This is a genomic window from Candidatus Vicinibacter proximus, from assembly GCA_016713905.1.
Taxonomy (GTDB): Bacteria; Bacteroidota; Bacteroidia; order Chitinophagales; family Saprospiraceae; genus Vicinibacter; species Vicinibacter proximus.
Map to the genome: position 1 here is coordinate 1,200,939 of JADJOE010000001.1, position 25,130 is coordinate 1,226,068.

The following is a 25,130-nucleotide window of genomic DNA, read 5'->3' on the forward strand; positions in this document are numbered from 1 at the left end:
AGCCTAAACATTTGATATTATGATATTTATGGAATTTGAAAAGCCACTTGAGGTGATGTTTGAGCAGCTCGAGCAGATTAAAAAAATATCCAGTGACGGTTCGATAGACATGACGGCGCAGATTCAGGAACTGGAAAATCGCATAAAAACCAAGAGAAAAGAAATTTATTCTAACCTTACGGGCTGGCAAAGGGTACAACTTTCCAGACATCCGGAAAGACCTTATACCCTTTATTACATTTCTCAGATTTGCAAAAAGTTTGTCGAACTGCATGGGGACAGGAATATTAAAGATGACAAGGCGATAGTAGGTGGTCTTGGCCAAATCGACAATCAGACCTTTGTCATCATTGGTCATCAGAAAGGTACGACCACCAAACAGCGGAGTTACAGGAATTTTGGGATGGCAAATCCGGAGGGATACCGCAAGGCCCTACGTCTGATGAAAATGGCTGAGCGATTTAATTTTCCGGTAGTCACATTTATAGACACACCAGGAGCTTATCCGGGAATTGAGGCTGAAGAGCGCGGACAAGCAGAGGCTATTGCCCGAAATCTATTCGAAATGGCACAGCTTAAGGTGCCAATCCTTTGCTATATTATTGGAGAGGGGGCTTCCGGGGGTGCTTTAGGAATAGGTGTAGGGGATAAAGTGTTTATGCTTGAAAATACCTGGTACTCTGTAATTTCCCCTGAATCCTGCTCTTCCATCCTTTGGAGAAGTTGGGAATTCAAAGAGACAGCTGCTGAAGCATTAAAGCTTACAGCCGATCACATGGCATCGTTTGGATTGATAGATGGTATTGTAAAAGAACCTGTAGGTGGGGCGCATTCAGATCCTGAAGCCATGGCTAAATCCTTGAAAAAGCATATTAAATCAAGTCTGGAAGATTTAGTCAACATGAGTCCTGAACAAAGAATCACCCTAAGGATTGAAAAATATGAGAAGATGGGTCGTTTTCATGAATTAGAAGAAAAATCAGACAGGGAATAATTTTAAATATGCCAAATTATAGTCATTTGAGGGGAACAGGGGTTGCCTTGATCACTCCCTTTAACAAAGAAAAGGAAATTGATTACCCAGCTTTGCAGAAACTCATAGAACACTGTATAGCTGGAGGGGTAAACTCTTTGATCAGCATGGGGACCACCGGGGAATCTGTAACCCTAACAAAAGAAGAGAAGGCACAGCTTTTGGCTTTTACCATCAAGCAGGCAGCCGGTAGGGCGCAGATCATTGTGGGCATCGGTGGTAACAACACCCAAGAAGTTGCAGAAGAAATAGAGTCACTGGATACAACAGGAATTTCAGCCATATTGTCCAGTAGCCCGGCATATAACAAACCATCACAGGAAGGAATTTATCAACATTATATGGCCCTTGAAAAAGTGGCCAAGTTGCCAATAATTATATATAATGTACCAGGCAGAACGGCATCTAATCTAACCGCAGAGACCACGCTAAGGCTCGCACATGCCAGTTCAAAGTTTGCAGGGGTAAAGGAAGCATCCGGTGATCTCGCCCAGGCAACGAAAATCATAAAAGATCGTCCGGAACATTTCCTGGTTTTGTCCGGTGACGATCCTTTAGCTCTTGCGCTGGTGGGAATAGGTGGAGATGGGGTAATTTCAGTTATTGCAAATGCCTATCCCAAAGAATTTTCTCAGATGATCCGAATGAGTTTAAACGGAGATTTTAATGCAGCACAGAAGATCAACAATACTTTATTTGATTTACATAAATGGTTATATATCGACGGAAATCCGTCAGGGATCAAGGCCGCCTGTAATTTGTTGGGTATTTGTGAAAATGAATTTCGATTACCTCTGGTGCCAATGGCTGCTGCCAATTATCAAAAATTAAGAGAGGCAATGGAAGCGATTTAAGAGGTAGAAAGGAGCGTTATTCTTCTTTTTCTTCGTCGATTTCGCCCAATATTTTTTTACTGGGAAACTTGGCTTCTGATGAAAGTAATATTCCTTTCAGGAAATTCTGATCCGATTCAAATCCATAAGCATGTATGATCTCATCCTGACGTGAAAGTCTGACAAACTTGTCTGTTTTAATTCTGCCATCCCTTTCATTCCAAATAAGTTCTGAGGTCTCCAATTTTTCTCCTTTCGGGTTATTCAAGACTACATGATCCGACAAGTATGTTTTGCCTTCCTCAGGAACCCTGATAGCATAATTAGAGGAGAGTACATTGCTGATGATTCCATCCTGATAGAATGTCGTTACAAGACCTTTGGTAAATTCATCTTTAGAAACCCCATCCTTTATGTGACGCAACATTTCGGGTGCAACAATTTTTAAAACGAGCTTTCCGGAATCCGAATAAAGGAGTTCGATGTTTTTCAACAATTCTTTATTCACTAGTTGTACAGCTTCCTGTTCGGTCAATTCTTTTTTTGATTTATCACAAGCAAAAAAAGACAAAATGCAAATAACGAGTAATAAACGAAAGATCATCTCAATACAGTAAGGTCACCAGAATAATCTTTGGTAACGCCATCAATAAAACGGGCTCGAACAAGATATACAAAAACACCCGGTGCAACAGGCCGTCCTTTAAAATCTCCATTCCAAAGAGCCTCCAAATCTGAAAATGAAACATCTTCACGACTGTAGACGCGTCCACCCCATCGATCATAAATTTCAACCAGGTCAATTTTTTCTAAACTTTCATCACTTACAATTCTAAAACGATCGTTTATGCCATCGCCATTAGAAGAGATCACATTTGGAAATACTACTTTATATTTTTTTTCAACAGCAATATAGACTGAATCAATTCCAAAACAGCCATTTTCATCGGTTGCAGTGACATAATGGTATCCAGAGTTTTTAGGTAGAAAACTGATGGAAGGACAATCTGTGCATGGGGAAATTTCTGAAGTACTCCAGTGATACGAATATAAATTCAAAGGACTTACAGAAGCGGAAAGGGTTACAGTTTTTCCTAAAATAACACTTTGGTCCGGTCCTGCATCCACAACAACCGGCGGAGGTTGATTGATGGTAAAATCTATCATACTCATACAGCCTTTTGCATCCTGAATATATAGTTTATACGTGCCGGCAGGTAAATTATTTAACTCTTTCAAAGGGGCAAAATTTATTCCGTCCAAACTAAACTGGTAAAACTGCTCATTGGTCTCTGAATCTTTGTAGGGAGTTCCTGCAACTCCTCTGAACACCACCCGACCATTACTTTGACCAAAACATTTTACATCAAAAATACTGTCGATCACAAGTCGCAAGGTAGGTAGGTCTTCACAGCATGGCTCTACAAATATTCTTCTCACTTCAGTGATCTTACACCCCAGGTCAGTTTCTAATGTCAGTGTTAGAAACTTTTCACCGAAAGAAAAATAATTTACTTTATGTGGTCCTTGGCCTGATCCTTTTGCAGGAATGGCATCTACCCCAAAGTTCCATTCCCAACTTCTGATTCTACCTCCCAGAAAACTCGAGGAGTCGGTTACTATAAAATCCGTTTCGCATTTCAAACCGGTAGGAGGATTAATGTTGAATGCGGCAGTTGGTCCAACAAAATCGCAACCACCCCAATCCATTGAAAAACCTATACCTGTATTGGTAAAATTGTTGATACAGATGGTGTAAGCTTTTCCTGCTTCCATATCAATGTATTTACAAAATCCATCTTCCCCTGCATTGCAATTAAAATTTTCAGTCAGGTCTGTAGAAGTCAGATTCAATCCGGTAGGTCCGGCACAAGGAGGTGCAGTGGCATTGCAACGCAAAACTTTCTTGTTGCTGCAGTCATTGATTCCGTTAGGCAACTCATAAACCGCGAAATCGATATCGTCACTCGGGTTTAAAGGGGTTAGGGTAAAGGTAAATTTACAATCGGAAACAGCTACCCAGCTATACCAGGTAGATTGAGATTCTGAGGTACCAATGTTTCCTTCTCCTAGACATGAATCATCTGCTTCATCGCGATCCACACCAGCGCCAAAAAATGTTTGATTGACAAATGGTGCATTGTTGCAGATAATCGTAGCCCTGTTGCAATCTTGTTCGGCACGAGCAGGAGGAAAGTAATTATTAATACACAACTGAAACGTACCGGTAGCTGCAGACCTTCCGTCAATGCGAAGAAGGTAATCTCTACCCACCACAAGTCCCCCTTCGTAGAGAGAAAGAATTCCGGCATTCCTGTTGTCTGTACCACAATTAATTTCCTGAAGTGTTCCGCCGCAAACACCACTGTAAAGGGCAGCTTGCATAGTGCGAAGGGTTCCGCCCGGAGTGCCTGCAACGTTAGCTCCAATTATGGTTATATTCACGTCTGACGCAAATGCCCGAAAAGCAAACCAAACGTCACCAGGGGAGGTGCTCCAACAAGTACTTGCACCATAACCGGAAGGTGTAGCGTCCACGGTGGTGAATTCTCCAACCTTGCTGCAATATTTAGTGATGTCGCCAATTTTGATGGGACTGTTGCAATTGTCATAAGATGGTTGTGCCACAAGGGTTACACCAAACGCCAGGGCACAGACTAATAGCGACAGTTTTTTATTCATAGGACCTTTTTTTAGCATTTCTGCTACACTAATGACTCAGATTTAAACAAAAATGCTTCAATGAGTTTCACTAAATAATGCATAAAATTAAGTTAAATTGCATAAATGGTAGATTTTCAACCCTAAGATTAGGTTAGACACCAGGTTTGGGCTTAGTTTTGTGGGGTAAAATACGAATATGTTTAGCCTTCCTAATCTAATTACGGCCCTTAACTTGTTCCTGGGATGTATGGCTTGTATTGAATTGGTAGAAGGGCATTATGAGCCTGCATTGATATTGCTTGCAGGATGTTTGTTGGCAGACTTTCTGGATGGATTTGTGGCAAGAATGATGGGGAGTGATTCCCTGCTTGGTGTTCAATTGGATTCACTGGCGGATGTTGTATCTTTTGGACTGGCTCCTGGCCTGATGATTTTTAAATTGATGGAATCCAATGGGACCGGGATGTACGGGGACACAATATTGCCTTATTTTGGTTTGATCCTTCCTGTATTTGCTGCATTTCGTTTGGCCCGATTTAATATTGAAACAACTGGTATTCCCACCCATTTTACAGGTCTTCCGGTACCCGCCACGGCTCTGTTTTTTATGGGTTACCTTGGTGGAAGGAATTTTTTACCCGAATGGATGCTGGAAGATTTTTTCCTTATTGCATGCAGTATAATTTTTTCGCTCTTGATGATCAGCAGACTTCCTATCATAAAGGTGGTTCCCGGAAAAAGTTGGATGTACAAATATTATCCGATGGTTATCGCTTACTTGATTTGCATCCTTTGTTATTTTGCGATAGGTATGCTCTCTCTGTCTTTGTTGATCATTTCTCATGTTATTATTAGCTTATTTTTACTCAGAAATAAAAACCAAAACACATCATCGTTATGAAGAAGTTTGTTGCCAAAATAGACATCATGCCGCACAAAGAATTACTGGACCCACAAGGAAAAACGGTGGCCAAAAATATTGGTCACATGGACATTCATGGGGTAAAAGATGTGCGGATCGGCAAACACATTGAAATGGTATTGGAGTCATCTGATGAGGCAAGTGCCAGAGAAGTAGTGGATTCTTCCTGTAAAAAATTATTGACCAATCTCATTACTGAAACCTATAGATTCGAACTTTCAGAAATCGAAGGATAATGTTGTACCTGGTGCCGACTCCAATTGGCAACAAGGGCGATATGACTCCCCGGGCAATTGAAGTATTGAATCAATGTTCCCTTATTCTTGCCGAGGATACCCGGGTCAGCAAACCCTTTTTAAAGACCTATGGGGTAGAGAAGGAATTTCAGAGCTTTCATGCCAACAATGAGCACCAACAAACGCCAAGGGTAATTGATAAACTGAAGTCTGGTGTGGACATTGCCATGGTAACGGATGCCGGAACTCCTGGTATTTCTGATCCCGCCTTTTTGTTGGTAAGAGAATGCCGACAGCATAAAATAGAAGTACAGGCATTGCCTGGCGCTACTGCATTTGTTCCTGCTTTGGTTTCGTCCGGATTGCCCTGTGACCGATTCTTTTTTCAAGGATTTCTTCCCCAGAAAAAGGGAAGACAAACCCAATATATTTGGTTGGCACAATTACCCTGTACCATTGTAATATATGAATCCCCGCACAGGCTTTTGAAATGTATAGATGAGCTTATCACACATTTTGGTGCACAAAGACAAGCGAGTTTTGTAAAAGAAATTTCAAAGCTATTTGAAAAACATATCCACGGAAATCTGGAAGAAATTAAAATTCAACTTCAGTCAGAAAAAATTGTAGGGGAATGGGTGATTGTGATTGGTGGTAAAGAATAAGCAATATTGTTATTTGAATTTTTTTTATAAGCAAAAAGACTTGTTTCTACAATCAGCTTTAATGATATTTTATTATTCATTTTAAAATCCTTTTTGGGTTCCTTCCCAATCGAATTAGATTTATTTTTTTAGAAAGTCAAAGAAATTAATTACCAAAGATGCATTAAGGCTAAATGCAATTAAATTATAAAGAATTAAAATTGTCTAAAGAGGTAATAAGTAAAAAAATCAATCCTTAGCTCAAGATTCTAAATTCCTGAATTCTAAAATTTTTAATTAAAAATTTAGTATTCTATTTACTGGTTTAGGATTCATGGGTATGAAAGGAAATAGCAATTGATTTAGAAAAATCCATTTAAAATTAGTGAACTTTTTTTCTCTTAATGTAATGCGATAACTGCATGGTGAAGCATTGAAATTAAGAGTTTTATTGGCCATCATTCAAAGATTCAATGCCTATTTAAAATATATCTATAAACTTTCAAAAATTACAAATTGGAATGATGTATTTTGAGATGAAATAAAAGCAAAAAAGTGAGCTTTGTTTACTTTATTACATTAATAAATTTAGAAATTCTATTGCCATCTTTGAAAATAGTAATACAATAAATACCCTGCTCCTCAAAATTCCAGATAAGCTCATTGCTTTGAGGAAAAATTTGTGCAATTATTCGACCTAAATTATCTGAAATATTAATCAAGTCAATAGTTTTTGAGCATTTAATTTTTATACTATGGCTAGTAGGATTGGGAAATATTTGGACTGAATAATCAATAGATTTAAAATTTTCAAATCCTAATGACATTTTATTACCCCTAACACATAATAGCAAGAGTTTATTAGTTTTGGATTCGTAAGTTGTTATTCCAAATCTTGTATCAAGATACCAGGCCTTAGAAGTTTGATTTGGAAGACTGGTTGAAGCCCAATATTTTCCAATTCGAACACCAGGAAAGTAATTTTGATCCAAAGAAGGATTCATAAAATTTTCTGAGTTAATGGATTGGAGTTCTTTAATATCTGGCATTCTCCAATCATCATAGTTTCCAAATGAGAGATTCTCTGCCATTAACAAAGCATTTTCCCATGTCAGCGAATCGGGAAGCGGTGCTTGTAACCAGCTTAATCCAGTATACTTATCGATTGTGATGCCATTTCCCATTTTAACAAAATGGTCTGAAAGAATTTCCGGAGATTGAACATCCCGGACTGCACGAACATGAAATCTTTTCGTCCCTCCCGCGCTTATTGTTTCGGTTTTAGCATGATTTCCAACCCCTCCTCCTGCATTGGTTACCCATATTTTGTTTACATCATTCAATTGTCTGTCTGAACTCCACCAATATTCTGCATTAGTTTTGGTAAAATACCTGGTATCAATTGCTGGATTGGGTTTGTCATGATGGAGGATGCTGAAAGATTCATGACAATTCGGTAATCTCCAGTTGGAATAACCTCCAAGAGCTAAGGTGTCACAATATGATATAGCACTTTCTACAGTCATTTCCCCTCCATCTGTTTGTTGCCACATCAGACCTGTAACCGTATCTGTGACGGTTCCATCGCCGTTTAATTTAAAAAATGGAGGGTTAATGTTGTAGTCAGCATCTTCACCAAATGTCGAAGTGTAACTTGTAATTTGACCTGTACCCGGAAGTAACTTCATGGTTTTTTGAAAATTTTGACTCCACGCCGAATTAGCATATAACAGCAATGACAGCGCAAACATTAGTTTTCTCATGATCGATTTAATTTGATAAAAATCTTTGTATCGCAAAAAATAGTCCCAATCCAGCAATAATGGTTGAAAGTGGAATGACAAGGCTTGTGCGATACCAAAATTTATGACTAAAAAATTTAGCAATTAAAAAATAGCAAATGGCAATGACACAAACCTGTGCCAACTCTACTCCACAATTGAAACCAAATAATGCTTGGATAAAATTTTCTTCAGGCAACTCAATGAATTTTAATACTGATGCAAAGCCAAGGCCGTGGATAAGGCCGAATATAAATACGATCACCATTCTCCAGGGTTTAATTTCGGATTGAAAAAAGTTTTCAAAGGCGATAACAAATATAGAAAGGGCTATAATAATTTCAACTGTTTTAGAATCGAAAGGCACATAATCCATTGTGGCTAAAGCAAGGGTTAGAGAATGTGCGATTGTAAATACTGAGCATTGGATTATGGAAGACTTTAATTTTGAGTTAAGTAAAAACATGGAGATAATAAAAAGAATATGATCATAACCCAATGGCAGAACATGCTTAAAGCCTAAGCCAATATAATCCCAGAAAACTTGCATCTATTTATTTAATGATAATTTTATTTACAAAGGTAAATTCGTGAATTTTAATATGAACAAAATAAATTCCTGGGGCGTAATTATCTGTTTCAATTTTATTAACATAATTTTTTGAGGCAAAAATTTGAGAACCAGTTTGGTCAAAAACAGAAATGTTTTGAATGTCTTCAGGATTTATATTCTGTGGAAGATTAATTGAAAATTCCCTTTCTGCCGGATTAGGAAAAATTTCAATCTTATTTTTTTCCAATTCAAATTCTTCAATTAATGTAGCTAAATCACATGGTAAGTGTCCTTTATATGTTGATGTAGTGGATCCATTCGGGTTGATGAAGTTAAAAGTGTATGTTCCATTATTAGTCCAGCTATAGCTTACTTTATAAGTTTGTCCGGATAAACTGTATGTTAAAATATAACCGTTGGGTCCATTTGGCTCACAACTTGTAATTACAGCTCCTTTAAGAGGAGTTCCTGCAGGTCTGATTGGACTGGCCTGCGCTTGGGGGATAATCTGGAGAGTGTTGTCTTCAGTTACTTTTCCTACCATTTTTCCAATCATGTAGGGTGCGGATGTTGTACCATGGTAATGATAAATTCCATTTGGCCCATAATGCCCATGATTGGCATCCAACGGAAGCATTGCGGTCCCATCCGGTTCGAATGCACCGTATACTGCAAATCCGTCCAGTGCATAGGCTATTGGCAGCGTTTTTTGGGTTACATCATATAAGTGAAGTGGGGCTATATGATAATGATAATCATCTGCACGACCACAATGACCTCCCCACTGGTCAAGCTGCCCATCAAGAAGTGCATCCACACCAGTATTGGTAAATGGATTAAAGATAGCAATTCCATTAACAGCTAAAGCGATGGCACCTCTTAGGAAGTGGGAAGGATTTACAGGTACTGGATTAGTAGCAATCTCTGGATTTAGTGGAATACTCCAGGCATTTGATCCGATGTAGCATTGAGGAATAGGAAACTGTTGCTGCCAGCCTGTAATTCCTTTCATCATGGGGTGTGTGGTAGGAATACCATTGGATTCAACATAAAAATAAGTAGCATCCCATCTGGTTGCTACATGAGGTTTGAAAGGGGCAAAAGCAGAATCAATTGTCAAAGGATTGGTCCCTGTACAAAAAAATCCAGACACAGGAGCTTTGACAGTGAAGCTGTATAGAGTAGAAAATAGACCAACACCTATTATGTACCACGCATATTTTATACTATTTTTTCTTTTTATAAAAATGGTTATCAAAGCCAGGAATGAAATAAACAGAATTACTAAAAATGGCTTCTGTGGATCAATATCATTTAAAATATTTCCATTTTGGGCAGGCAATATTATTTCCCTATTCATTTTTTCAATTGCCTTCATTCGATGGTTGACATATTGCTGATCAGATGCAGATAAATTTGAAAAAAATACAGACAGAGTTATTCCATTCTCCCTTTCTAAATAGACTAAATTATTTTTTTTCATAAGAAATGAAGCCTTAACAGGAGTTTTGCTTACAGACCATTCCCTGGAAGTCAATGCTTTTATATCCAGGTTGTGACCAAATGCATGGAAGCTTATGGAAAAACTGAAAAGAAAAATTGCTATGAAATGCATTGAGGTATTAAACGATAAATTTTTCATAATTCAAGTAATTTATTAATTAAAAAAATCACATTATTTTTTACAATGAATTAATTTGACAGCTTTGTATATATTCTTATCCTTTATAGTTAAAATATAAATTCCATCCAATAATTCAGTATTAATTTTGAGTTCTATTTTTTCATTATTGTTTTTGCGCACAGTATTCCAATTTTGAATTTCACGTCCAGACAAATCTGTTAATCGGATTTCGGCATTATTCAAAATTGCATTACAATTCAAAATAATATTTTCAAAAAATGGATTTTCAATTTGAATAAATGGAACATCTGCTAAATTACTTGTTCCTGTTAGATTGCCAACAGTTTTTCTGGCAAGCACTATATTGTCTAAAATTAAATTAGAAGTCCATATGAAGTCAGCATTTTTCCAAGCTGTTGAAGCAAAATTGGTATAGGATACAGAATTGGTGACCTGATTGGCAGAATATGTTTTTGCTTTAGGCCATGCGGAATCATTAAAAAAATTGTTATTCCAGTCTTTGGGAATGTTATAGTGGATGGCAAAACAACTGTCTTTGCAAGATGGAGAGGTGCTTGCAGAAGCCGTCGACCTGGTGCTATCCGGCAATTCAACGATTGTGCTTAAATTTTCTATAGGTGCAATATAATATGTTTGTGCCCTCCAGCTGGTGTCGGTTACTGTGCCATCGCTAAATTGTGCAATAAATCCACCATCTCCGGCATGAAATAAATTTCCATTGTTGTTTTCGGTTCCCAAGCCCAGATTTTCTTCCCAATCAATTAACAAAACTGAAATCGTATAAGGTCTTTTTACTTTAAACCTGACGATACAAGAATTGAATGGTGTATATGGCACTGGGTCTACACCAACTATTTTTCCATTGATGTATAATTCAAAATAGTTGTCACTAAAAATAAAACCAGTAATAATGTCCCCGTTAAAATCAATTTCTGTAATCGGAACGTTGTTTAAATTTACTCCATTAAGATTTGCCGGTCTAACATTGTTACATTCATTATACAAGTCAGATAATTTTACTGCACCGAGAAAATTATTTTCGGCCGGAAGGATCCAGTTTTTTTTATCCAGAGAAGTAATGGTACCAATGGCACTCACTCTTGAACCTGGGCAGCCAGAAAATATATTTGGATTGGTTGTTATGCCCCTTCCTTTAGTGACTGAGCCTGATCCATTATAGGTTCCTTGGGAAAAAAGGCCTGATACTATTAAGCTGCAAAATATAGAGCAAAATAGTATTTTTATTATTTTCATTATGATAAATTATTTGGGTTATCTTTTTAAAAATATTTTGCCTGTTTTTTCATTTAAATTTTTTCCAGTGATAGAATAGAAGTACATACCGGAAGGAAGCAAATTGCCAAACGAATCTTTCCCATCCCATACAATCTGATATTTGCCTACATCAATATTCTTTTCTTTGATTAGCTTATTTACAACAATTCCTTCAGAATTTAAGATACATATATTTATGAGCTCTGACCTCAATAATTCAAATTCAATTGTTGTTTCCTTTTCAAATGGATTTGGAAAAACCAATTCATCAACATAATTGGTATTCCATACTACTGGAGTGCTGGTCATTATGGTGTCATAACAGTTGGTGGTTCCAATAAAATATGTAGCTGAAACATCTTTGTTTTTACGGTTGTTTGTTTCATTTTTAGGAAGGTATGCTCTGACATAATCTACTTTTACCCCATTTGGATTAACACTTACTCTGAGATGACCGGAGTTTGGTAGGATTTGTCCTTCAAGATAACCATAGTCACGGGCATAATTGACTGAAATAAAATTTGGATGACTTGGTTGAGGAACTTCCTGATAGATTAGACAGTTTTTTTCCTGCTTGCCAAAAAAATGGTCATGACCATGGAAAAAGATAGTTACTCTATTCTCAGTTAATAAATCTTTGATAGGTTTATACCAGCCTGGTCTGTTGGAGTTGAATCCATAGGATCCATTCAGGTTATTCCCACCCCACTCATAGCGGTTTGCATATTCAACTCCACCGCGACCGTTTGGATCCCCACCGATAATTTGATGTGCAAATACAAATTTAAAAGTTGCGTTACTATTTTCTAAAGTAGTCTTTAGCCAGTCGTATTGAGTTTTTCCTAGAGTCCAACGCCATCCGTTTAAAGAATCAGGTTTAGGTGAAGTATACCAATAAGGGTCAATCACTATAAAAAGAGAATTACCCCAATTCCAAGCATAATAATTTTCCCTTTGACCTACATATTTATGATCAGTAAGATCCCCAGTGTAAAAACTATCCGGTGCCGGATTAACAAAATATTTTTTCCTTTCAAGTGTTCCCCAAATTGCAATATTTTCTGAAGTTCCGTTCAACTGCCAACCTGATTCACCCTCGTGGTTTCCCAATGCCATGAACAATGGAACTGAGTGGCAGGAATTTTCGTAGTAGGACCTCATTAAATGGCATCGGTAAGTAATTGTGTCGCGGGTAATTTTACCGGCACTATTTTTTAATTTATCTGACATGAATATATCCCCGAGGTCAACCATAAAATCCGGTTTATCTTCCAATTGGTTCAACAAACATCTCTTATAAAGCAGACTATCGCTTTGTTCGTCCAAATGTGGGTCGGCCTGTATTACAAATGAAAATGTGCTCATTGGATCACGTTGGGTATGAAAGCAATATTCAGGTCTAAATATTGAGTTAATTGAGTCTGGAGAACGGTAACACATTCTGTAATAATATTTGGTATTGGCGGCCAGGTTTGAAATGATGATCTCAACAGGCTCATTACTGTTTGCGCGAAACCAATTTGTTTGATTTCCATAAACCCCACTTTGTGTACCATATTGTAAACAAGCTTCAACTGGGTTGTCAAAAAAGGCCTGCATTGTGATACTGTTGTTGGTTGGTCTTCCTAATAATTCAGAATGAATTAACCTTTGAGCATGTGCATAATTCCCTAGAACAAGAAAAAACAATAAAATAATAAAATGATATTTCATAAAATTGGAAATAATTTAAATTGATAATTTAATTTTTGACAATTAATTTTTTTATAATTTTTTGGTTTTCAAATTCAATTTTAATTAAGTATACACCATTTGGGATCCTAGAAACATCTAATTCATTAGATTCACTGGACATGATTAATTGACCATAAATATTCAACATCTGGATTTTAAATTGTTGATCCTTATTTTCTGTCAAAATGTGTACTTTGTTGGTAGCCGGATTTGGATATACTGAAATGGGCTCATATTTTTTTGTATCATTTAAGCCTGTAGTGCAACTACCGACCGTGTAGGTATATGCTACCTCGTTATTGCGATGTTTTCCCCCCACAGTATCTTTTGGTAAATATGCTCTGACATAATCAACTGTAACGCAATCAGGGTTAACAGTTACTCTGATGTGGCCAGATCCATCCAGTGTAATATCAGTATAAGCATCGGCATTTGCAAGAACTCCAATTTGATAAGTTGAATCACTGGGCATAGGGACTTCTTGGTAAATTAAGCCATCCAGTTCTTCTTTTGCATACAAGTGATCATGACCTTGGAAGAAAATGTTTACTTTGTTTTTTACCATCAATTGGTGAATGGGTAATTCCCACCCTGGTCTATAAGTATCAAATTTATAGACATTTCCATCGTATCCACCCCATTCAAAACCAGTGGCGGTCGTAACTGCCCCTCTTCCTTGCCCTCTTGTATGATGAGCGAATACAAATTTAAATTTTGACGGGCTTGTTTCAAGTGTTTTTTTTAACCATTTATATTGAGTTTCACCCAAAGTCCAGTCCCATTTTTGTGGTTTTTCATTAACATCACAATCACGGTAAACATCAAGAACCACAAATAAGGCATCACCCCAAGTCCATGCGTAATAATTTTCTGGAAGATCCATGCCATGTTCTTCCCGATTTATATTGCCACTGTAGAAATTGTTTGGGTATGGATTTGGATAATAAAATTTGCGCCATAGCGTGCCATATACAGCAATGTTATTGGGTGCATTTTGTTTCAGATAAAATCCATTTTCTCCTTCATGATTACCAAGACAAAAGAAAAATGGCATTGAGTGGCACACATTTCCAAGATATTGCAAGTAATCTTTATGCAGTGCATCCATGTCTGCACTGGTAGTTTCATTTGGTGTATGGTCATCCCCAAAGGTATCTCCTAATGAAAGCATAAAATCTGCGCTGTCTTTAGCCTGATTTTCCAGGGTGATTTTATATAAACTTCTTACTCCTTTTTTATCGTAAAGATGCTCGTCCGCTTCAATCAGAAACTTGAAACTTTTTCCTGGTGCACGCTGTGTATGAAAGTTGTACTCCGGACTTGCTTCAAAATTTGTATTCTTAGTGGTTCGGTATCTAAGTCTGTAGAAATATTTAGTATCTGGCAATAATTTTTCAATTTCTACTTCATCAGGAGAATTTGCTTGATTAGATATAGTCGGAGTTAACATGGAGTATTGACCTTGAATGCTACCGTATTCTATATAATGCTCCACTTTTTGGTCAAATAAAATACTTGCCGTAACAGTTTTGTCAGTGGGGCGACCAAGAATAATCGATTTTGTTTGAGAAAACGCAATTAAATGACAAAATGAAAATATCGAAAATGTGATTTTCCTCAATTTTAATTTTTTATTGATTTTGATAAAATAGATTTGACGGAAGACATTAGCACTCATGTAAATTGTTTATTTGTGACTTTTTAATATATTATTTCGCAATTTCTTATTTTTTTTATGATCCAATTAAGTAATTAATCGGTTTATTTCTTTTCCGAAATTGACATTATTTTCTTTTCTCTGGTTTGAAATAATTCTTAATATCTTTAACTAACCATTCAAGTTTCATCAATTGTTCTTCAGTGCAGATATTTTTTAATTCTACTGACTGTCTAATTCTTAAGCATTCCATGAGATATTCATTTTCCGCAACCCTTCTTGCCAGGTTATTCAATAAAACAGAATCTGTATGTTGCTGAAACATTTCCTTGTTCATGGAATCTCTTTGACTTTTTATAAGTTTGCTTAATTCTGATTCTTTATAAAAGAACATTTCTCTTAACTGGAGTAGCTGACTTTCCTGTTCAGCAGATAATGATAATTTTTCCTTAAGAGTTGATGCCAACTTTTTGAATTCATTTTTTGGAGGAAATGATTCAATGCTTGCTTTATTATTGCTCAATATGAAATAGACTAATATGAAATTAAACAAAGCAAGTATAATGACCCAAATAAGAAGAAATTTATTCCTTTGAAAGATATCCATTGTAATTAAAATTGAGATTAATGGATAGGAATGAATAATTCCGCTGAAATTGTTTTCATGTCCCCCCTTATTAATTCATCATTTCTTCTTGAAGTATGAATATATAATGCATACAAGTTAATTGTAATTATTAAGCAAGCAGCAAACTTAAGAATGAAGCTTTTAAACTGATTATTTTCATTTTTCCTCTCCTTTTTTATTTTGCTAATAATACCCGCTCGCCATTTTTCAGAGGGAGTAATTTCTTGAAGTTGGTCAAATTGATCTAAAAGGGACATAATTCCAATGGTTTTTACAATATAGACGATATTTATTTTAGGAACTGACGATCAATCTTCATTTATTAATACTTTACTCAAACTTTTACGAGCCCTATACACCAGGGCCTCAACAACTGATTTACTCATTTGCATAATTTCAGCAACCTCTGAATTGGTATACCCCTCCACTTTACTTAGAGTCAATGCAATGCGTTGTTTTTCAGGCAATTTGTCCAGTAGTTTTAGGAGTTTATTCATATTTTCTTCCTGCTCTATTTTTTGGTCAGGTCTTTGAGGATCAGCAAAATGGTGTCTAATTTGCTCCAGACCAAAGATTTTACCAAAAGAAGAAATTCTTCTTAAACGTTTCTTTTTCCTTAATTCATCAATTGATTTATTTACGGCAATTCTGTTCAACCATGTACCCAAGTTTGATTCTTCCCTGAATTTCTTAATAGAAAAGAAAGCTTCAACAAATATCTCCTGTGCGATGTCTTCAGCGTCCTCTCTGTTTAGTAAAAATTTATAGCATATATTAAGCACTTGAGTCTGATGAATTTCAAGCATTTCTTTAAAAGCAGCTTCATCGCCTTCTTTTAACCTGCCTATAAGTGTGTCCTTATTCATCAAATTCTATTACAATAAGGGGCTCTTATTATTTGGATTTTTTAATAGAAAATATTACAGAATTAGCAGACCATTTTAGGATGGGTAAGCTTAATTTGTTTTAATTCTAAATACCGCCGGATTTGTTAGTCCCTTAAGGTTAATATAGTAAGACCACTTCTTTTGAGAATGTACTCATTAATTTTCCGAAAAAAGTAAAATATTTTAGCTTAGTGATTGAAAGATAACTTTGTAGAATTTCTAAGTCTCTGATTGTCTATTGATTGTATTTTTATTTTTAGTCAGGCCTTTCATTAAAAGATTTCAAATTTTTGCCTGAGTTCAATTAGGGTGGGATTTCGACATTTTTATGAACTAATTTTTTTAAAATATTAAATTGGGTATTATTTAATAACTTTCCTAACGATCCAAGGAATTTTTACTGAGCTCTTATATGATGTCTTGAACATTGCTTAAATTAATAATCATCGGATTCTAGTTTTTGTTAAATAATAAAAGCAGATTTTCAATTTGTAAAACTTAGTATTAAGAACATTCACTGGAATTATTGATTCATTTTCTTAGGTGTCAATCCGTATTTTCTTTTAAATGCGGCAATGAAATGACTTGTATTCGCATATCCTATCCGGTCCGCTACTTCGCCAACTTGTAATTTGTCCTGGGTCAATAATTGTCTAGCGATTTCAAGTTTGTGGTCCAGAAGGTATTGATATGGACTATTCCCATAAATCTCTTTGAAGCCAACCTTCAGTTGGAATTCATTCAGGCCAATTGCTTTTGCAAGTTCGGTTATGGTAGGTGGGTTTGAAAAAGATTCGAAAAGGAGTTCCTTTGCTTTTTTTATTTTACGTACTGTAAATTCATCATTGAGAAAAGGGCAAGTTTCGATATCTGGTTTTGCACCTGAAAAGAACAGACTGAGTATTTCAATTGCTTTTCCCTGAAGAAATAAGCGTAATGTATTTGCAGGAAGTTTGATTTCAAAAAGTTGATGCAGAATGACAGTGAGATCTCCTGGTATTTCCTTTTCTTCATAATATTTGCGGTTAATGTTTTCAGGTTTAAAAACCGGGGCGTCCTGGAGTTCAGGAACAAATAACTGGTGAAGATGATCGAGAGATATTTTAAGCCTTACCAATCTGGAACCCTCACCAAGAGTTTGACGATAGGGAAGGTCTGCATCCGGATTGTAAATCATAAATACCTTACCCATATTCAATACCCTTTGGTAAACCGGGCCAAAAGCAAATGTAGAGGAACCCTCCAGACAGAATATCAGATAGATTTTAGCTTTTTCGAACGCCGGTTGTGTTTCCGGGACGAAAGTCGAGTTGGTAATCAGCTGTAATTGGATGTCCTTTATTTGATCTCCATAATCAGGACCTTTTGGGGTATTTTTTAATTCAGGCATAATCCGATTTATTTAAATTTAAGAAAAATCGAGTGGTAATATATGAAGTTAAACTTAATACTTTTACTTATTGGGCTATTTAAATTACGTTTAGGGGTATTTTTATAAATCGCCCGGACTCAATTTTGTGACAGAAATGAGACGAATTTCTATTTTGGTAAGTTGCATATTATTGGCAGGTCATTTGGTCGGCCAGCGTGATTCTGTACAATTGTCAGAAGTCATGATTACCGCAACGCGAACGGAGAGATTACTTTCAGCGGTCCCCATGCCCTTCCAAATGATTCCGGGAAAAAATATAAAAGCGCTGGGATCTACCCGTCTTCAGGACATCCTTGGAGAACAGGCAGGATTAATCATTGTCCCTCAAGTGAATGGTTTAGGAAATGGTATTCAGATTCAAGGTCTTAACCCGGATTACACCCTGATCCTGATTGATGGAGAGCCTATCATCGGGAGGTATGCAGGAACTTTAGAGCTTAGCCGCATCACCACTGGCAATATTCGGAAAATCGAAATTGTAAAAGGCCCTTCTTCAAGCCTTTATGGTTCCGAGGCCTTAGCAGGTGTGATAAACATCATTACTGACCAACCATTAGTAGATAAGTTGAATGCCGGGATCAGATATGGATCGCGAAACACACTTGATCTGAGTGCCCAGGGAAATGTTGCCAGAGAAAAATGGCGCTTTTCTGTATTTGGGAACCGCTACAGCACCGATGGCTATGATCTTTCACCGGATATTTATGGTCAGACTGTGTCTCCCTTTGCAAATTATACCGTTCAGTCCAGACTGGTTCTCAATCCAACGTCTCATCAGGAGATTAACCTCAGTACAAAATATTTTCAGGAAGATCAGAATAATGAGTATCAGGTTCTTGCCGGTGGAGATTCCATCAAAGTAAAAGGAACCGGGAAGGTTAAAGATTTCAGTTTTAATCCTTTTTATAAATATTCTTGGGACAATCAAACCCAGGTCACTGCCAGACTGTACTCTACCTATTACCATACCTCCACAGAATTGTTCAAGAAGGAGGACGGAATTCTTCATTATACGGATGATTTCAATCAGTTTTTCATGAGACCAGAAATGCAAGCAACCTGTAAGTTTTTATCCCATCAAAAATGGACTGCAGGAACCGGCTACATTTTGGAGACAGTAAACACTTCCAGATACGGTGCTGACCAAAATAAAAAGCAAGATACTTACTATGGTTTTATACAGCATGAGTGGGATCCCAATAGTCGTTTTATTTTGGTAAGTGGCCTTAGATTTGATCACAACAGTTCCTATCGTTCTCAGTGGTCACCTAAACTTGCATTGCAATATTCTTTCAACCCAAAACATTCCCTCAAGGCTTCCATTGGAAGTGGATTCAAAGCACCTGATTTCAGGCAATTATATCTAAACTTTAATAATGCAGCAGCAGGTTATTCTGTTTTCGGATCGGATGTTGTTACACAAGAGATAGAAAGTCTTATGTCTGCGGGTAGGATTCAGCAAATTTTAAGCCCTCTGGAATCCATGGGACATATTTCTCCGGAAGAGTCATTTGCATTCAACCTTGGCTCACAGCATAAACTGAATCAGTTTTTGAAAGTTGATCTCAATGTATTCAGAAATGACTTGAAAGGATTGATTGAAACCATTCCAGTGGCTTTGACCACTGATCAGCGATTGATTTACAGTTATACCAATATCAAAAGAGCTTTTACACAAGGATTTGAAATCAATACAAATTTCAGCGGCATAAAGAATTTAGGGATTCAATTGGGCTATCAATATCTGGAAGCAAAAGACAAAGAAGTTTTAAATGATGTTAAGAACGGGCTTGTGTATGGTCGCAATCCACAGACTTTAGAATCTTATAGATTGAAGAGTTCAGACTATCTTGGATTGTCCAACAGGTCAAGACACAATGCAACTCTAAAATTTTTCTATGAAATTCCAAAATGCGGTATGGATCTCAACCTCAGATTTGTATATCGTGGCCCCTTCGGCATCACCAACACTGCAGGGAATGTATCCGGCATATTGATACCATCTTCTGATAGAAACGGTAATGCCATTCTGGACTCCTACGATGAGTTGGTTAAGGGCTATATGCTCACCAATCTGACAGTTGGAAAAAAATGGAAGGACCGATTTAAAATTCAACTGGTTTGTGAAAATTTATTTAATTACCGGGATGCATTGCGCATACCAAATCTTATTGGCAGAAATTTATTTATACATTTTCAATATCAATTTATTAAATCTTAAATTATGAAATATTTTTTTTCGGCTATGTTATTGTTTGCTTTCGCTTTGGGGATAAGTTCATGTAATGACGATGAGGATACGACAGGATCAACCATCAGCTCAGTGTTTGTTAAAGATCTGGCAGCAGATCCAACGACAGGATTTGATCCAAATACAGGTATGCCTATTGGAGATAAAAAAATATTTACCTTTTTCAGATTGGCAGACAGCAGTATTGTTCCCAATACAGATAGTGCAACGACAAAATGGGATATCGGATTCCGAGGTAGCACTATTATAATCAATGGAGGATCCAGTGGTCCTGGCCAAGGCGGTGCATTTATTTTTAGTGGTTTGTTTTCAGATCTAAAGGAAGTCCCTGCGGACAGTACTTTTAGAGTGGATCAAAGCCTTAGCAATACAGCGATTGGAAAGGGTTGGTACGATTATAATGGAGCGGCGATGGTGTTCACTCCTAAGCCAGGGAAAGTATTGGTCATCCGTACTGCGGATAACAAATTTGCAAAATTGGAAATTCTATCTTATTACAAAAATGCACCCGCGAATCCAACACTGAATGATCCTGCAAGGTACTTTACCTTCCGTTATGTGTATCAGGCAGATGGTACGAAGAAATTTTAAGATAAATTTAGCGGCTTGTAAATGAAAAGATATCGCAGTTGCAAACTGCGACTTATTGACATCATGGCTTTAAAATTATGAACTGACATCGCAGTTGCAAACTTCGACGGAATGAGGCATTTAAAATTATGAACTGACAATGTAGTAGCAAACTACGACGAACAAAGTTTGGTTATCTTTGCCGTTTAATATAATGAAATGGCAGACAACAAGATCATCTTTTCGATGGCAGGCGTGGGGAAAATAATCCCACCGCAAAGGGTAATTCTTAAAGATATATATCTTTCTTTTTTCTATGGAGCCAAGATTGGTGTGTTGGGATTGAATGGTTCCGGTAAGTCTACTTTACTGAAGATCATTGCAGGCATTGACAAGAATTATCAAGGGAAAATAGAATTTGATGGAACCTACAAGATAGGTTATCTGGAGCAGGAACCTACCTTGGACGAAACAAAAACCGTTAAGGAGATCGTTCAGGAGGGTGTGCAGGAAATTGTTGACCTATTGAAGGAATATGATGAGATCAATTTAAAATTTGCTGAACCCATGAGCGATGATGAGATGAACAAACTCATCCATCGACAGGGAGAGGTTTCTGAAAAGTTAGAAATTACCGGGGCCTGGGAATTGGACAATAAGTTGGAAGTGGCCATGGATGCATTACGATGTCCTGAAGGAGATGTTCCGGTAAATATTCTCTCCGGTGGTGAGCGGCGTAGGGTTGCTTTAGCCAGGTTATTGTTGAGTAATCCGGATATACTTTTGTTGGATGAGCCAACCAACCACTTGGATGCAGAATCTGTGTTATGGCTGGAACAATATCTTGCAAAATTTCCCGGAACGGTGATTGCAGTAACGCATGATCGTTATTTTCTGGATAATGTGGCAGGATGGATCCTGGAGTTAGATAGAGGAGAGGGTATACCATGGCAGGGGAATTATTCATCCTGGCTTGAGCAAAAGACCAGCAGACTGGCAGGAGAAGAAAAGCAGGAAAGCAAGAAAAGGAAGGCATTGGAGAGAGAATTGGAGTGGGTGCGTATGAATCCAAAGGGTCGTCAGGCAAAAAGCAAAGCCCGTCTAACGGCTTATGAAAAAATGGCCGGAGAAGAATCCAAGGAAAAAGAAGCCAAGTTGGATTTGTTCATTCCTCCCGGCCCGAGATTAGGGGATGTAGTCATTGAATTAAACCATGTCAGCAAAGCATTTGGTAATCGGGTGTTGTACGATGATGTCTCTTTTAAGATACCTAAAAACGCAATTGTCGGGATAATTGGTCCTAACGGAGTAGGAAAGTCCACCTTGTTCAGGATGATCATGGGTCAGGAAAAACCTGATCAGGGAGAAATTGTAATTGGAGAAACAGTGAAGCTTGCGTACGTGGATCAAAGTCATAAAGATTTACTTCCAGAAAAAAGTATTTACGATATTATCTCAGGTGGATTAGATTTGATCACTGTTGGAAATGTTTCTGTGAATGCAAGAGCATACATCAGTAAATTTAATTTTGGCGGTCAGGATCAAAGTAAAAAAGTTGGCATACTATCCGGAGGTGAACGCAATAGATTGCATTTGGCGATGACCCTAAAAGAAGGTGGAAACGTGTTGTTGCTCGATGAACCTACCAACGACATTGATGTGAATACTTTGCGTGCTTTGGAGGAAGCAGTGGAGAACTTTGCCGGTTGTGTGTTGGTGATTTCCCACGACCGGTGGTTCATCGATAGATTGGCAACGCATATACTTTCTTTTGAAGATGAAGGACAGGTGGTATTTTTTGAAGGAAACTTTGCTGATTTTGAAGAGAATAAAAAGCAGAGATTAGGGAATGTAGCACCACACCGACCACGATTCAAAAATCTGCTCAAGAGTTAGTGATAGAATTCTTCTTGATGGGGAGTTGTTCGTTTCTGTATTGATGGATGATGAATCCATCCATCCATTTTATTTTAGCACGTTTGATTTTGAAACGGTGGTTCCGATGCAAGTTGTAAAAGATAAAAATTGAATAATTGGAGGAAGCTTCTAAAGGTTCAAATAAATTCATTTGCGCTTTGCAAAGAGTACTTAAATTTCAAGCGGGGAAGCTTGAAAAAACCAAAGCAGCTTGAAATATACGAGTTTAGTTATGAATAAGGATTTCCACTCAGTAGTTGTCCTAAAGAAGGTAAATCTTTAGTTAGGAGCGATTAAACCCATATTTTTTAAAATCTGATATATTTGAATTGTAAACTATAATAGGTTATGATTAAATAGTTTATACATGGTGGTTTGTATTCATGTTTTAAAGTGTTCTTAAATTAGTTCCAGGACTTTGCATATTGACAATGAATGAGTTATATTTATACCCTAAAAACCAAAGATCATGAGGATGTATATTTTTGTGGCGGTGCTGGTAATGGGTTTCAGTTCCGTCTTCGCTTACTCCCCCTCCCCTCTGAGCTTGACTGTGGAATGTCCTCAGCCTGTAAATTTGTTGGAGGGCCAGTCGTATGATACGACGGTCACCGGATTGCCCAAGATCATCGAAAATGATGGAGGGGCAATCACCATAACATACCTTGAATATTACACGAAAGGGAACTGTTCCAATAAGAATGATGTGGTTACCCGAATTTTCACCATTCGGAATGCCAAAGGAGACCTTCAGAGATGCAACCAAAGTATTTTTCTAAAACACAGGACTATCAATGAAATTAGATTTCCCACAGACACCACCGTATCTTATCCAAAAAACGGTTCTTTCGTAAGCGCTATACTTGGTGTGCCAGATGAACTAGGAGGGTTGGTCATAAGTTTTTCAGATACCAAATTGTCCTCAGGTTGTGCTAGCCCGGTGCGCATCCGAAGAGTATGGACCATAACCGATCGTTGCACAGGAGCTGTAAACACAAGAACTTCTTTGATCAATGTACTTAACTACCAAAATAGTTTTGAGCATCAAAAGGTTGTAGAAGATGATCTTTGTGATGAAGAAGGTCTGATCAGTATTTCTCCTTTGGGAGAATTTGGTGCGTACACTTATGCATGGAGTAACGGTGCTACAACTTCGCTCATCAGCAATCTGAAACCCGGAATATATAGCGTTGTCATTACCGATAAATTCAAATGTAATACATTGGTTTCCTTTGGTCTTGAATCCATGTCTGTAAAGGCCGATGTCGGAGGAAGAATTGTTACACAAAACGATTACAGAGTGTATCCGGACTCCATTTACATCACAGATGCTGCCAATGTAAAAAAATTCTGCCTCTCTGCAAATGGCGGATTACATTATGGTTTTACAGTAAAAAAACGAAACAGTGGTTTTATGGAATATCGATTGGTCAAGCGGAGTGATCCGGTGGCCGGAATATCCACAAAGGATGTATTGTTGATACAAAAACACATTTTAGGAATAGAGCGTTTTTCCGATACCCTAAAATATTTTGCTGCAGATGTCAACAATAATTTTAATGTTACTGCTTCAGATATGACTGAGTTGCGCAGACTAATTCTTGGCATAAAAGATAATTTTACTGCTGTGCTTCCATGGTATTTTTTGAGAACAGATTGGAAACAGGTGATTTCACCATTTCAGAGTTTTCAGTCCATCCAATTCAAGGGCATCCAGATTGTTAATTTTCCCCGTCAGAATGCAGACATACTTGCGCTTAAAATGGGAGACATCGATCTGAGTTACCGCCAAACTTTCACCGGAAATCAACTGACCCAAAGGCTTATGGGTATAAGCTGTAAATTAATCCATGGAGAGGTAAAATCTTTAGGAAATCAAATGGTAGAAGTTCCATTTTACCTGTCCGCCACTAAAGACATTATGGGCCTGCAATTTGCACTGAACTTGTGTAGTAATGGGGATGAAATGCATAGCATCATACCGATGCAAATTCCTGAAGACCATATTTATTTAAAAGCTAATACAGTAACCGTATCGCACAGCACCGGACTTCCTTTGGTATGGGATCCTCAAAAACCAGTTTTCGCGATCAGGTGCAAAGTGGAGAGATTAAATGACCTAACTGCATTGTTTTGCATGAATGATAAAATTACTGCGGAATATTATGACAATCAACTAGCAGAATGGGGACTTGAATTGATCCAGCAGGGTGCTGTAAATTCTGAAGAGAAATCGTACTTTCTGAGCCCACAACCTGTGCGTGAAATGTTGCACATCCGGTCCAAAGAAATTGGATTTTCTAACTTCAGTATTTTTACTTCGGACGGAAGAAAACTAGATCAATTGACATTTGAATCAGACTTGGATTATCCTGTAGCAGCGCTACCTTCGGGTTTTTATTTTTATCGGATAGAGAAAAATTCCACCATCAGGCAGTCGGGTAGATTTGTTGTTGTAAAATAATTGT

At 37.4% G+C, this 25,130-nt stretch carries 21 protein-coding genes; 9 read left to right on the forward strand and 12 right to left on the reverse strand.

All coding sequences use genetic code 11. From position 1 onward, the window contains the following. The first annotated feature begins 19 nt into the window (after positions 1–19). Positions 20–994 (forward strand): acetyl-CoA carboxylase carboxyltransferase subunit alpha, encoded by a 975-nt coding sequence (locus IPJ83_04730; GenBank protein MBK7879846.1) that lies wholly within the window; start codon positions 20–22, stop codon positions 992–994. Positions 995–1,002: 8 nt separating this feature from the next. Beyond that, the gene (locus tag IPJ83_04735) at positions 1,003–1,887 is read left to right on the forward strand and encodes a 4-hydroxy-tetrahydrodipicolinate synthase (GenBank protein ID MBK7879847.1); all 885 of its coding nucleotides are present in this window, start codon (positions 1,003–1,005) and stop codon (positions 1,885–1,887) included. 16 nt (positions 1,888–1,903) lie between these two features. On the opposite strand, the gene lptC is transcribed toward IPJ83_04735, so the two are convergent. Beyond that, positions 1,904–2,437, reverse strand: coding sequence for an LPS export ABC transporter periplasmic protein LptC (gene lptC, locus IPJ83_04740; protein MBK7879848.1), 534 nt, complete (start codon positions 2,435–2,437; stop codon positions 1,904–1,906). A 29-nt stretch (positions 2,438–2,466) separates the two neighbouring features. Next, the gene (locus tag IPJ83_04745) at positions 2,467–4,548 is read right to left on the reverse strand and encodes a gliding motility-associated C-terminal domain-containing protein (protein ID MBK7879849.1); all 2,082 of its coding nucleotides are present in this window, start codon (positions 4,546–4,548) and stop codon (positions 2,467–2,469) included. Between the two features lie 178 nt (positions 4,549–4,726). Here IPJ83_04745 and IPJ83_04750 point away from each other — a divergent pair, with 178 nt between their 5' ends. From IPJ83_04750 to rsmI, 3 genes are read left to right on the forward strand one after another with little or no spacing between them, the layout of a single operon-like run. Beyond that, a complete protein-coding gene (locus IPJ83_04750) occupies positions 4,727–5,431 on the forward strand; it encodes a CDP-alcohol phosphatidyltransferase family protein (GenBank protein MBK7879850.1) in 705 nt (234 codons plus the stop codon). Continuing rightward, positions 5,428–5,688 carry a phosphoribosylformylglycinamidine synthase subunit PurS gene (gene purS, locus IPJ83_04755; protein MBK7879851.1) on the forward strand — a complete coding sequence of 87 codons (261 nt, stop codon included), beginning with the start codon at positions 5,428–5,430 and terminating at the stop codon, positions 5,686–5,688. Before IPJ83_04750 ends, purS begins: the two co-directional genes overlap by 4 nt. Next, a complete protein-coding gene (gene rsmI, locus IPJ83_04760; GenBank protein MBK7879852.1) occupies positions 5,688–6,353 on the forward strand; it encodes a 16S rRNA (cytidine(1402)-2'-O)-methyltransferase in 666 nt (221 codons plus the stop codon). The genes purS and rsmI overlap by 1 nt, the downstream gene beginning before the upstream one ends. A gap of 545 nt (positions 6,354–6,898) precedes the next feature. Here rsmI and IPJ83_04765 read toward each other — a convergent pair. From IPJ83_04765 to IPJ83_04810, 10 genes are all read right to left on the reverse strand, one after another. Next, positions 6,899–8,095 (reverse strand): DUF1566 domain-containing protein, encoded by a 1,197-nt coding sequence (locus IPJ83_04765; protein ID MBK7879853.1) that lies wholly within the window; start codon positions 8,093–8,095, stop codon positions 6,899–6,901. Positions 8,096–8,102: 7 nt separating this feature from the next. After that, positions 8,103–8,612 carry a HupE/UreJ family protein gene (locus IPJ83_04770; protein MBK7879854.1) on the reverse strand — a complete coding sequence of 170 codons (510 nt, stop codon included), beginning with the start codon at positions 8,610–8,612 and terminating at the stop codon, positions 8,103–8,105. Positions 8,613–8,667: 55 nt separating this feature from the next. Next, positions 8,668–10,308 (reverse strand): YHYH protein, encoded by a 1,641-nt coding sequence (locus IPJ83_04775; protein MBK7879855.1) that lies wholly within the window; start codon positions 10,306–10,308, stop codon positions 8,668–8,670. A gap of 33 nt (positions 10,309–10,341) precedes the next feature. After that, positions 10,342–11,565, reverse strand: coding sequence for a T9SS type A sorting domain-containing protein (locus IPJ83_04780; protein MBK7879856.1), 1,224 nt, complete (start codon positions 11,563–11,565; stop codon positions 10,342–10,344). 18 nt (positions 11,566–11,583) lie between these two features. Then, complete coding sequence (locus IPJ83_04785) at positions 11,584–13,299, reverse strand: metallophosphoesterase (GenBank protein MBK7879857.1); 1,716 nt, start codon at positions 13,297–13,299, stop codon at positions 11,584–11,586. A 28-nt stretch (positions 13,300–13,327) separates the two neighbouring features. Beyond that, the gene (locus IPJ83_04790; protein ID MBK7879858.1) at positions 13,328–14,998 is read right to left on the reverse strand and encodes a T9SS type A sorting domain-containing protein; all 1,671 of its coding nucleotides are present in this window, start codon (positions 14,996–14,998) and stop codon (positions 13,328–13,330) included. A gap of 106 nt (positions 14,999–15,104) precedes the next feature. Continuing rightward, on the reverse strand, positions 15,105–15,500 hold the full coding sequence (locus IPJ83_04795; GenBank protein ID MBK7879859.1) for a hypothetical protein: 396 nt from the start codon (positions 15,498–15,500) through the stop codon (positions 15,105–15,107). Positions 15,501–15,601: 101 nt separating this feature from the next. Then, positions 15,602–15,862, reverse strand: a complete 261-nt coding sequence (locus IPJ83_04800) for a hypothetical protein (protein ID MBK7879860.1) — start codon at positions 15,860–15,862, stop codon at positions 15,602–15,604. Between the two features lie 51 nt (positions 15,863–15,913). Next, on the reverse strand, positions 15,914–16,471 hold the full coding sequence (locus IPJ83_04805; protein MBK7879861.1) for an RNA polymerase sigma factor: 558 nt from the start codon (positions 16,469–16,471) through the stop codon (positions 15,914–15,916). A gap of 544 nt (positions 16,472–17,015) precedes the next feature. After that, positions 17,016–17,882, reverse strand: coding sequence for a helix-turn-helix transcriptional regulator (locus tag IPJ83_04810; GenBank protein ID MBK7879862.1), 867 nt, complete (start codon positions 17,880–17,882; stop codon positions 17,016–17,018). 136 nt (positions 17,883–18,018) lie between these two features. Here IPJ83_04810 and IPJ83_04815 point away from each other — a divergent pair, with 136 nt between their 5' ends. The 4 genes from IPJ83_04815 to IPJ83_04830 all read left to right on the forward strand — a co-directional run bounded on the left by IPJ83_04815 (position 18,019) and on the right by IPJ83_04830 (position 25,126). Beyond that, the gene (locus IPJ83_04815; protein ID MBK7879863.1) at positions 18,019–20,145 is read left to right on the forward strand and encodes a TonB-dependent receptor; all 2,127 of its coding nucleotides are present in this window, start codon (positions 18,019–18,021) and stop codon (positions 20,143–20,145) included. 3 nt (positions 20,146–20,148) lie between these two features. Beyond that, a complete protein-coding gene (locus tag IPJ83_04820) occupies positions 20,149–20,766 on the forward strand; it encodes an HmuY family protein (protein MBK7879864.1) in 618 nt (205 codons plus the stop codon). Between the two features lie 198 nt (positions 20,767–20,964). Next, a complete protein-coding gene (gene ettA / locus IPJ83_04825; protein ID MBK7879865.1) occupies positions 20,965–22,641 on the forward strand; it encodes an energy-dependent translational throttle protein EttA in 1,677 nt (558 codons plus the stop codon). A 490-nt stretch (positions 22,642–23,131) separates the two neighbouring features. Next, on the forward strand, positions 23,132–25,126 hold the full coding sequence (locus IPJ83_04830) for a T9SS type A sorting domain-containing protein (GenBank protein MBK7879866.1): 1,995 nt from the start codon (positions 23,132–23,134) through the stop codon (positions 25,124–25,126). Positions 25,127–25,130: the final 4 nt, after the last annotated feature.

Excerpts from the sequence above, each read along its gene's own strand:
- IPJ83_04730 (MBK7879846.1), top strand. The coding sequence starts at position 20 with ATGATATTTATGGAATTTGAAAAGCCACTTGAGGTGATGTTTGAGCAG.
- IPJ83_04735 (MBK7879847.1), top strand. The coding sequence starts at position 1,003 with ATGCCAAATTATAGTCATTTGAGGGGAACAGGGGTTGCCTTGATCACT.
- IPJ83_04745 (MBK7879849.1), bottom strand. The coding sequence starts at position 4,548 with ATGAATAAAAAACTGTCGCTATTAGTCTGTGCCCTGGCGTTTGGTGTA.
- IPJ83_04750 (MBK7879850.1), top strand. The coding sequence starts at position 4,727 with ATGTTTAGCCTTCCTAATCTAATTACGGCCCTTAACTTGTTCCTGGGA.
- purS (MBK7879851.1), top strand. The coding sequence starts at position 5,428 with ATGAAGAAGTTTGTTGCCAAAATAGACATCATGCCGCACAAAGAATTA.
- rsmI (MBK7879852.1), top strand. The coding sequence starts at position 5,688 with ATGTTGTACCTGGTGCCGACTCCAATTGGCAACAAGGGCGATATGACT.
- IPJ83_04765 (MBK7879853.1), bottom strand. The coding sequence starts at position 8,095 with ATGAGAAAACTAATGTTTGCGCTGTCATTGCTGTTATATGCTAATTCG.
- IPJ83_04775 (MBK7879855.1), bottom strand. The coding sequence starts at position 10,308 with ATGAAAAATTTATCGTTTAATACCTCAATGCATTTCATAGCAATTTTT.
- IPJ83_04780 (MBK7879856.1), bottom strand. The coding sequence starts at position 11,565 with ATGAAAATAATAAAAATACTATTTTGCTCTATATTTTGCAGCTTAATA.
- IPJ83_04785 (MBK7879857.1), bottom strand. The coding sequence starts at position 13,299 with ATGAAATATCATTTTATTATTTTATTGTTTTTTCTTGTTCTAGGGAAT.
- IPJ83_04790 (MBK7879858.1), bottom strand. The coding sequence starts at position 14,998 with ATGAGTGCTAATGTCTTCCGTCAAATCTATTTTATCAAAATCAATAAA.
- IPJ83_04800 (MBK7879860.1), bottom strand. The coding sequence starts at position 15,862 with ATGTCCCTTTTAGATCAATTTGACCAACTTCAAGAAATTACTCCCTCT.
- IPJ83_04805 (MBK7879861.1), bottom strand. The coding sequence starts at position 16,471 with ATGAATAAGGACACACTTATAGGCAGGTTAAAAGAAGGCGATGAAGCT.
- IPJ83_04810 (MBK7879862.1), bottom strand. The coding sequence starts at position 17,882 with ATGCCTGAATTAAAAAATACCCCAAAAGGTCCTGATTATGGAGATCAA.
- IPJ83_04815 (MBK7879863.1), top strand. The coding sequence starts at position 18,019 with ATGAGACGAATTTCTATTTTGGTAAGTTGCATATTATTGGCAGGTCAT.
- IPJ83_04820 (MBK7879864.1), top strand. The coding sequence starts at position 20,149 with ATGAAATATTTTTTTTCGGCTATGTTATTGTTTGCTTTCGCTTTGGGG.
- ettA (MBK7879865.1), top strand. The coding sequence starts at position 20,965 with ATGGCAGACAACAAGATCATCTTTTCGATGGCAGGCGTGGGGAAAATA.
- IPJ83_04830 (MBK7879866.1), top strand. The coding sequence starts at position 23,132 with ATGAGGATGTATATTTTTGTGGCGGTGCTGGTAATGGGTTTCAGTTCC.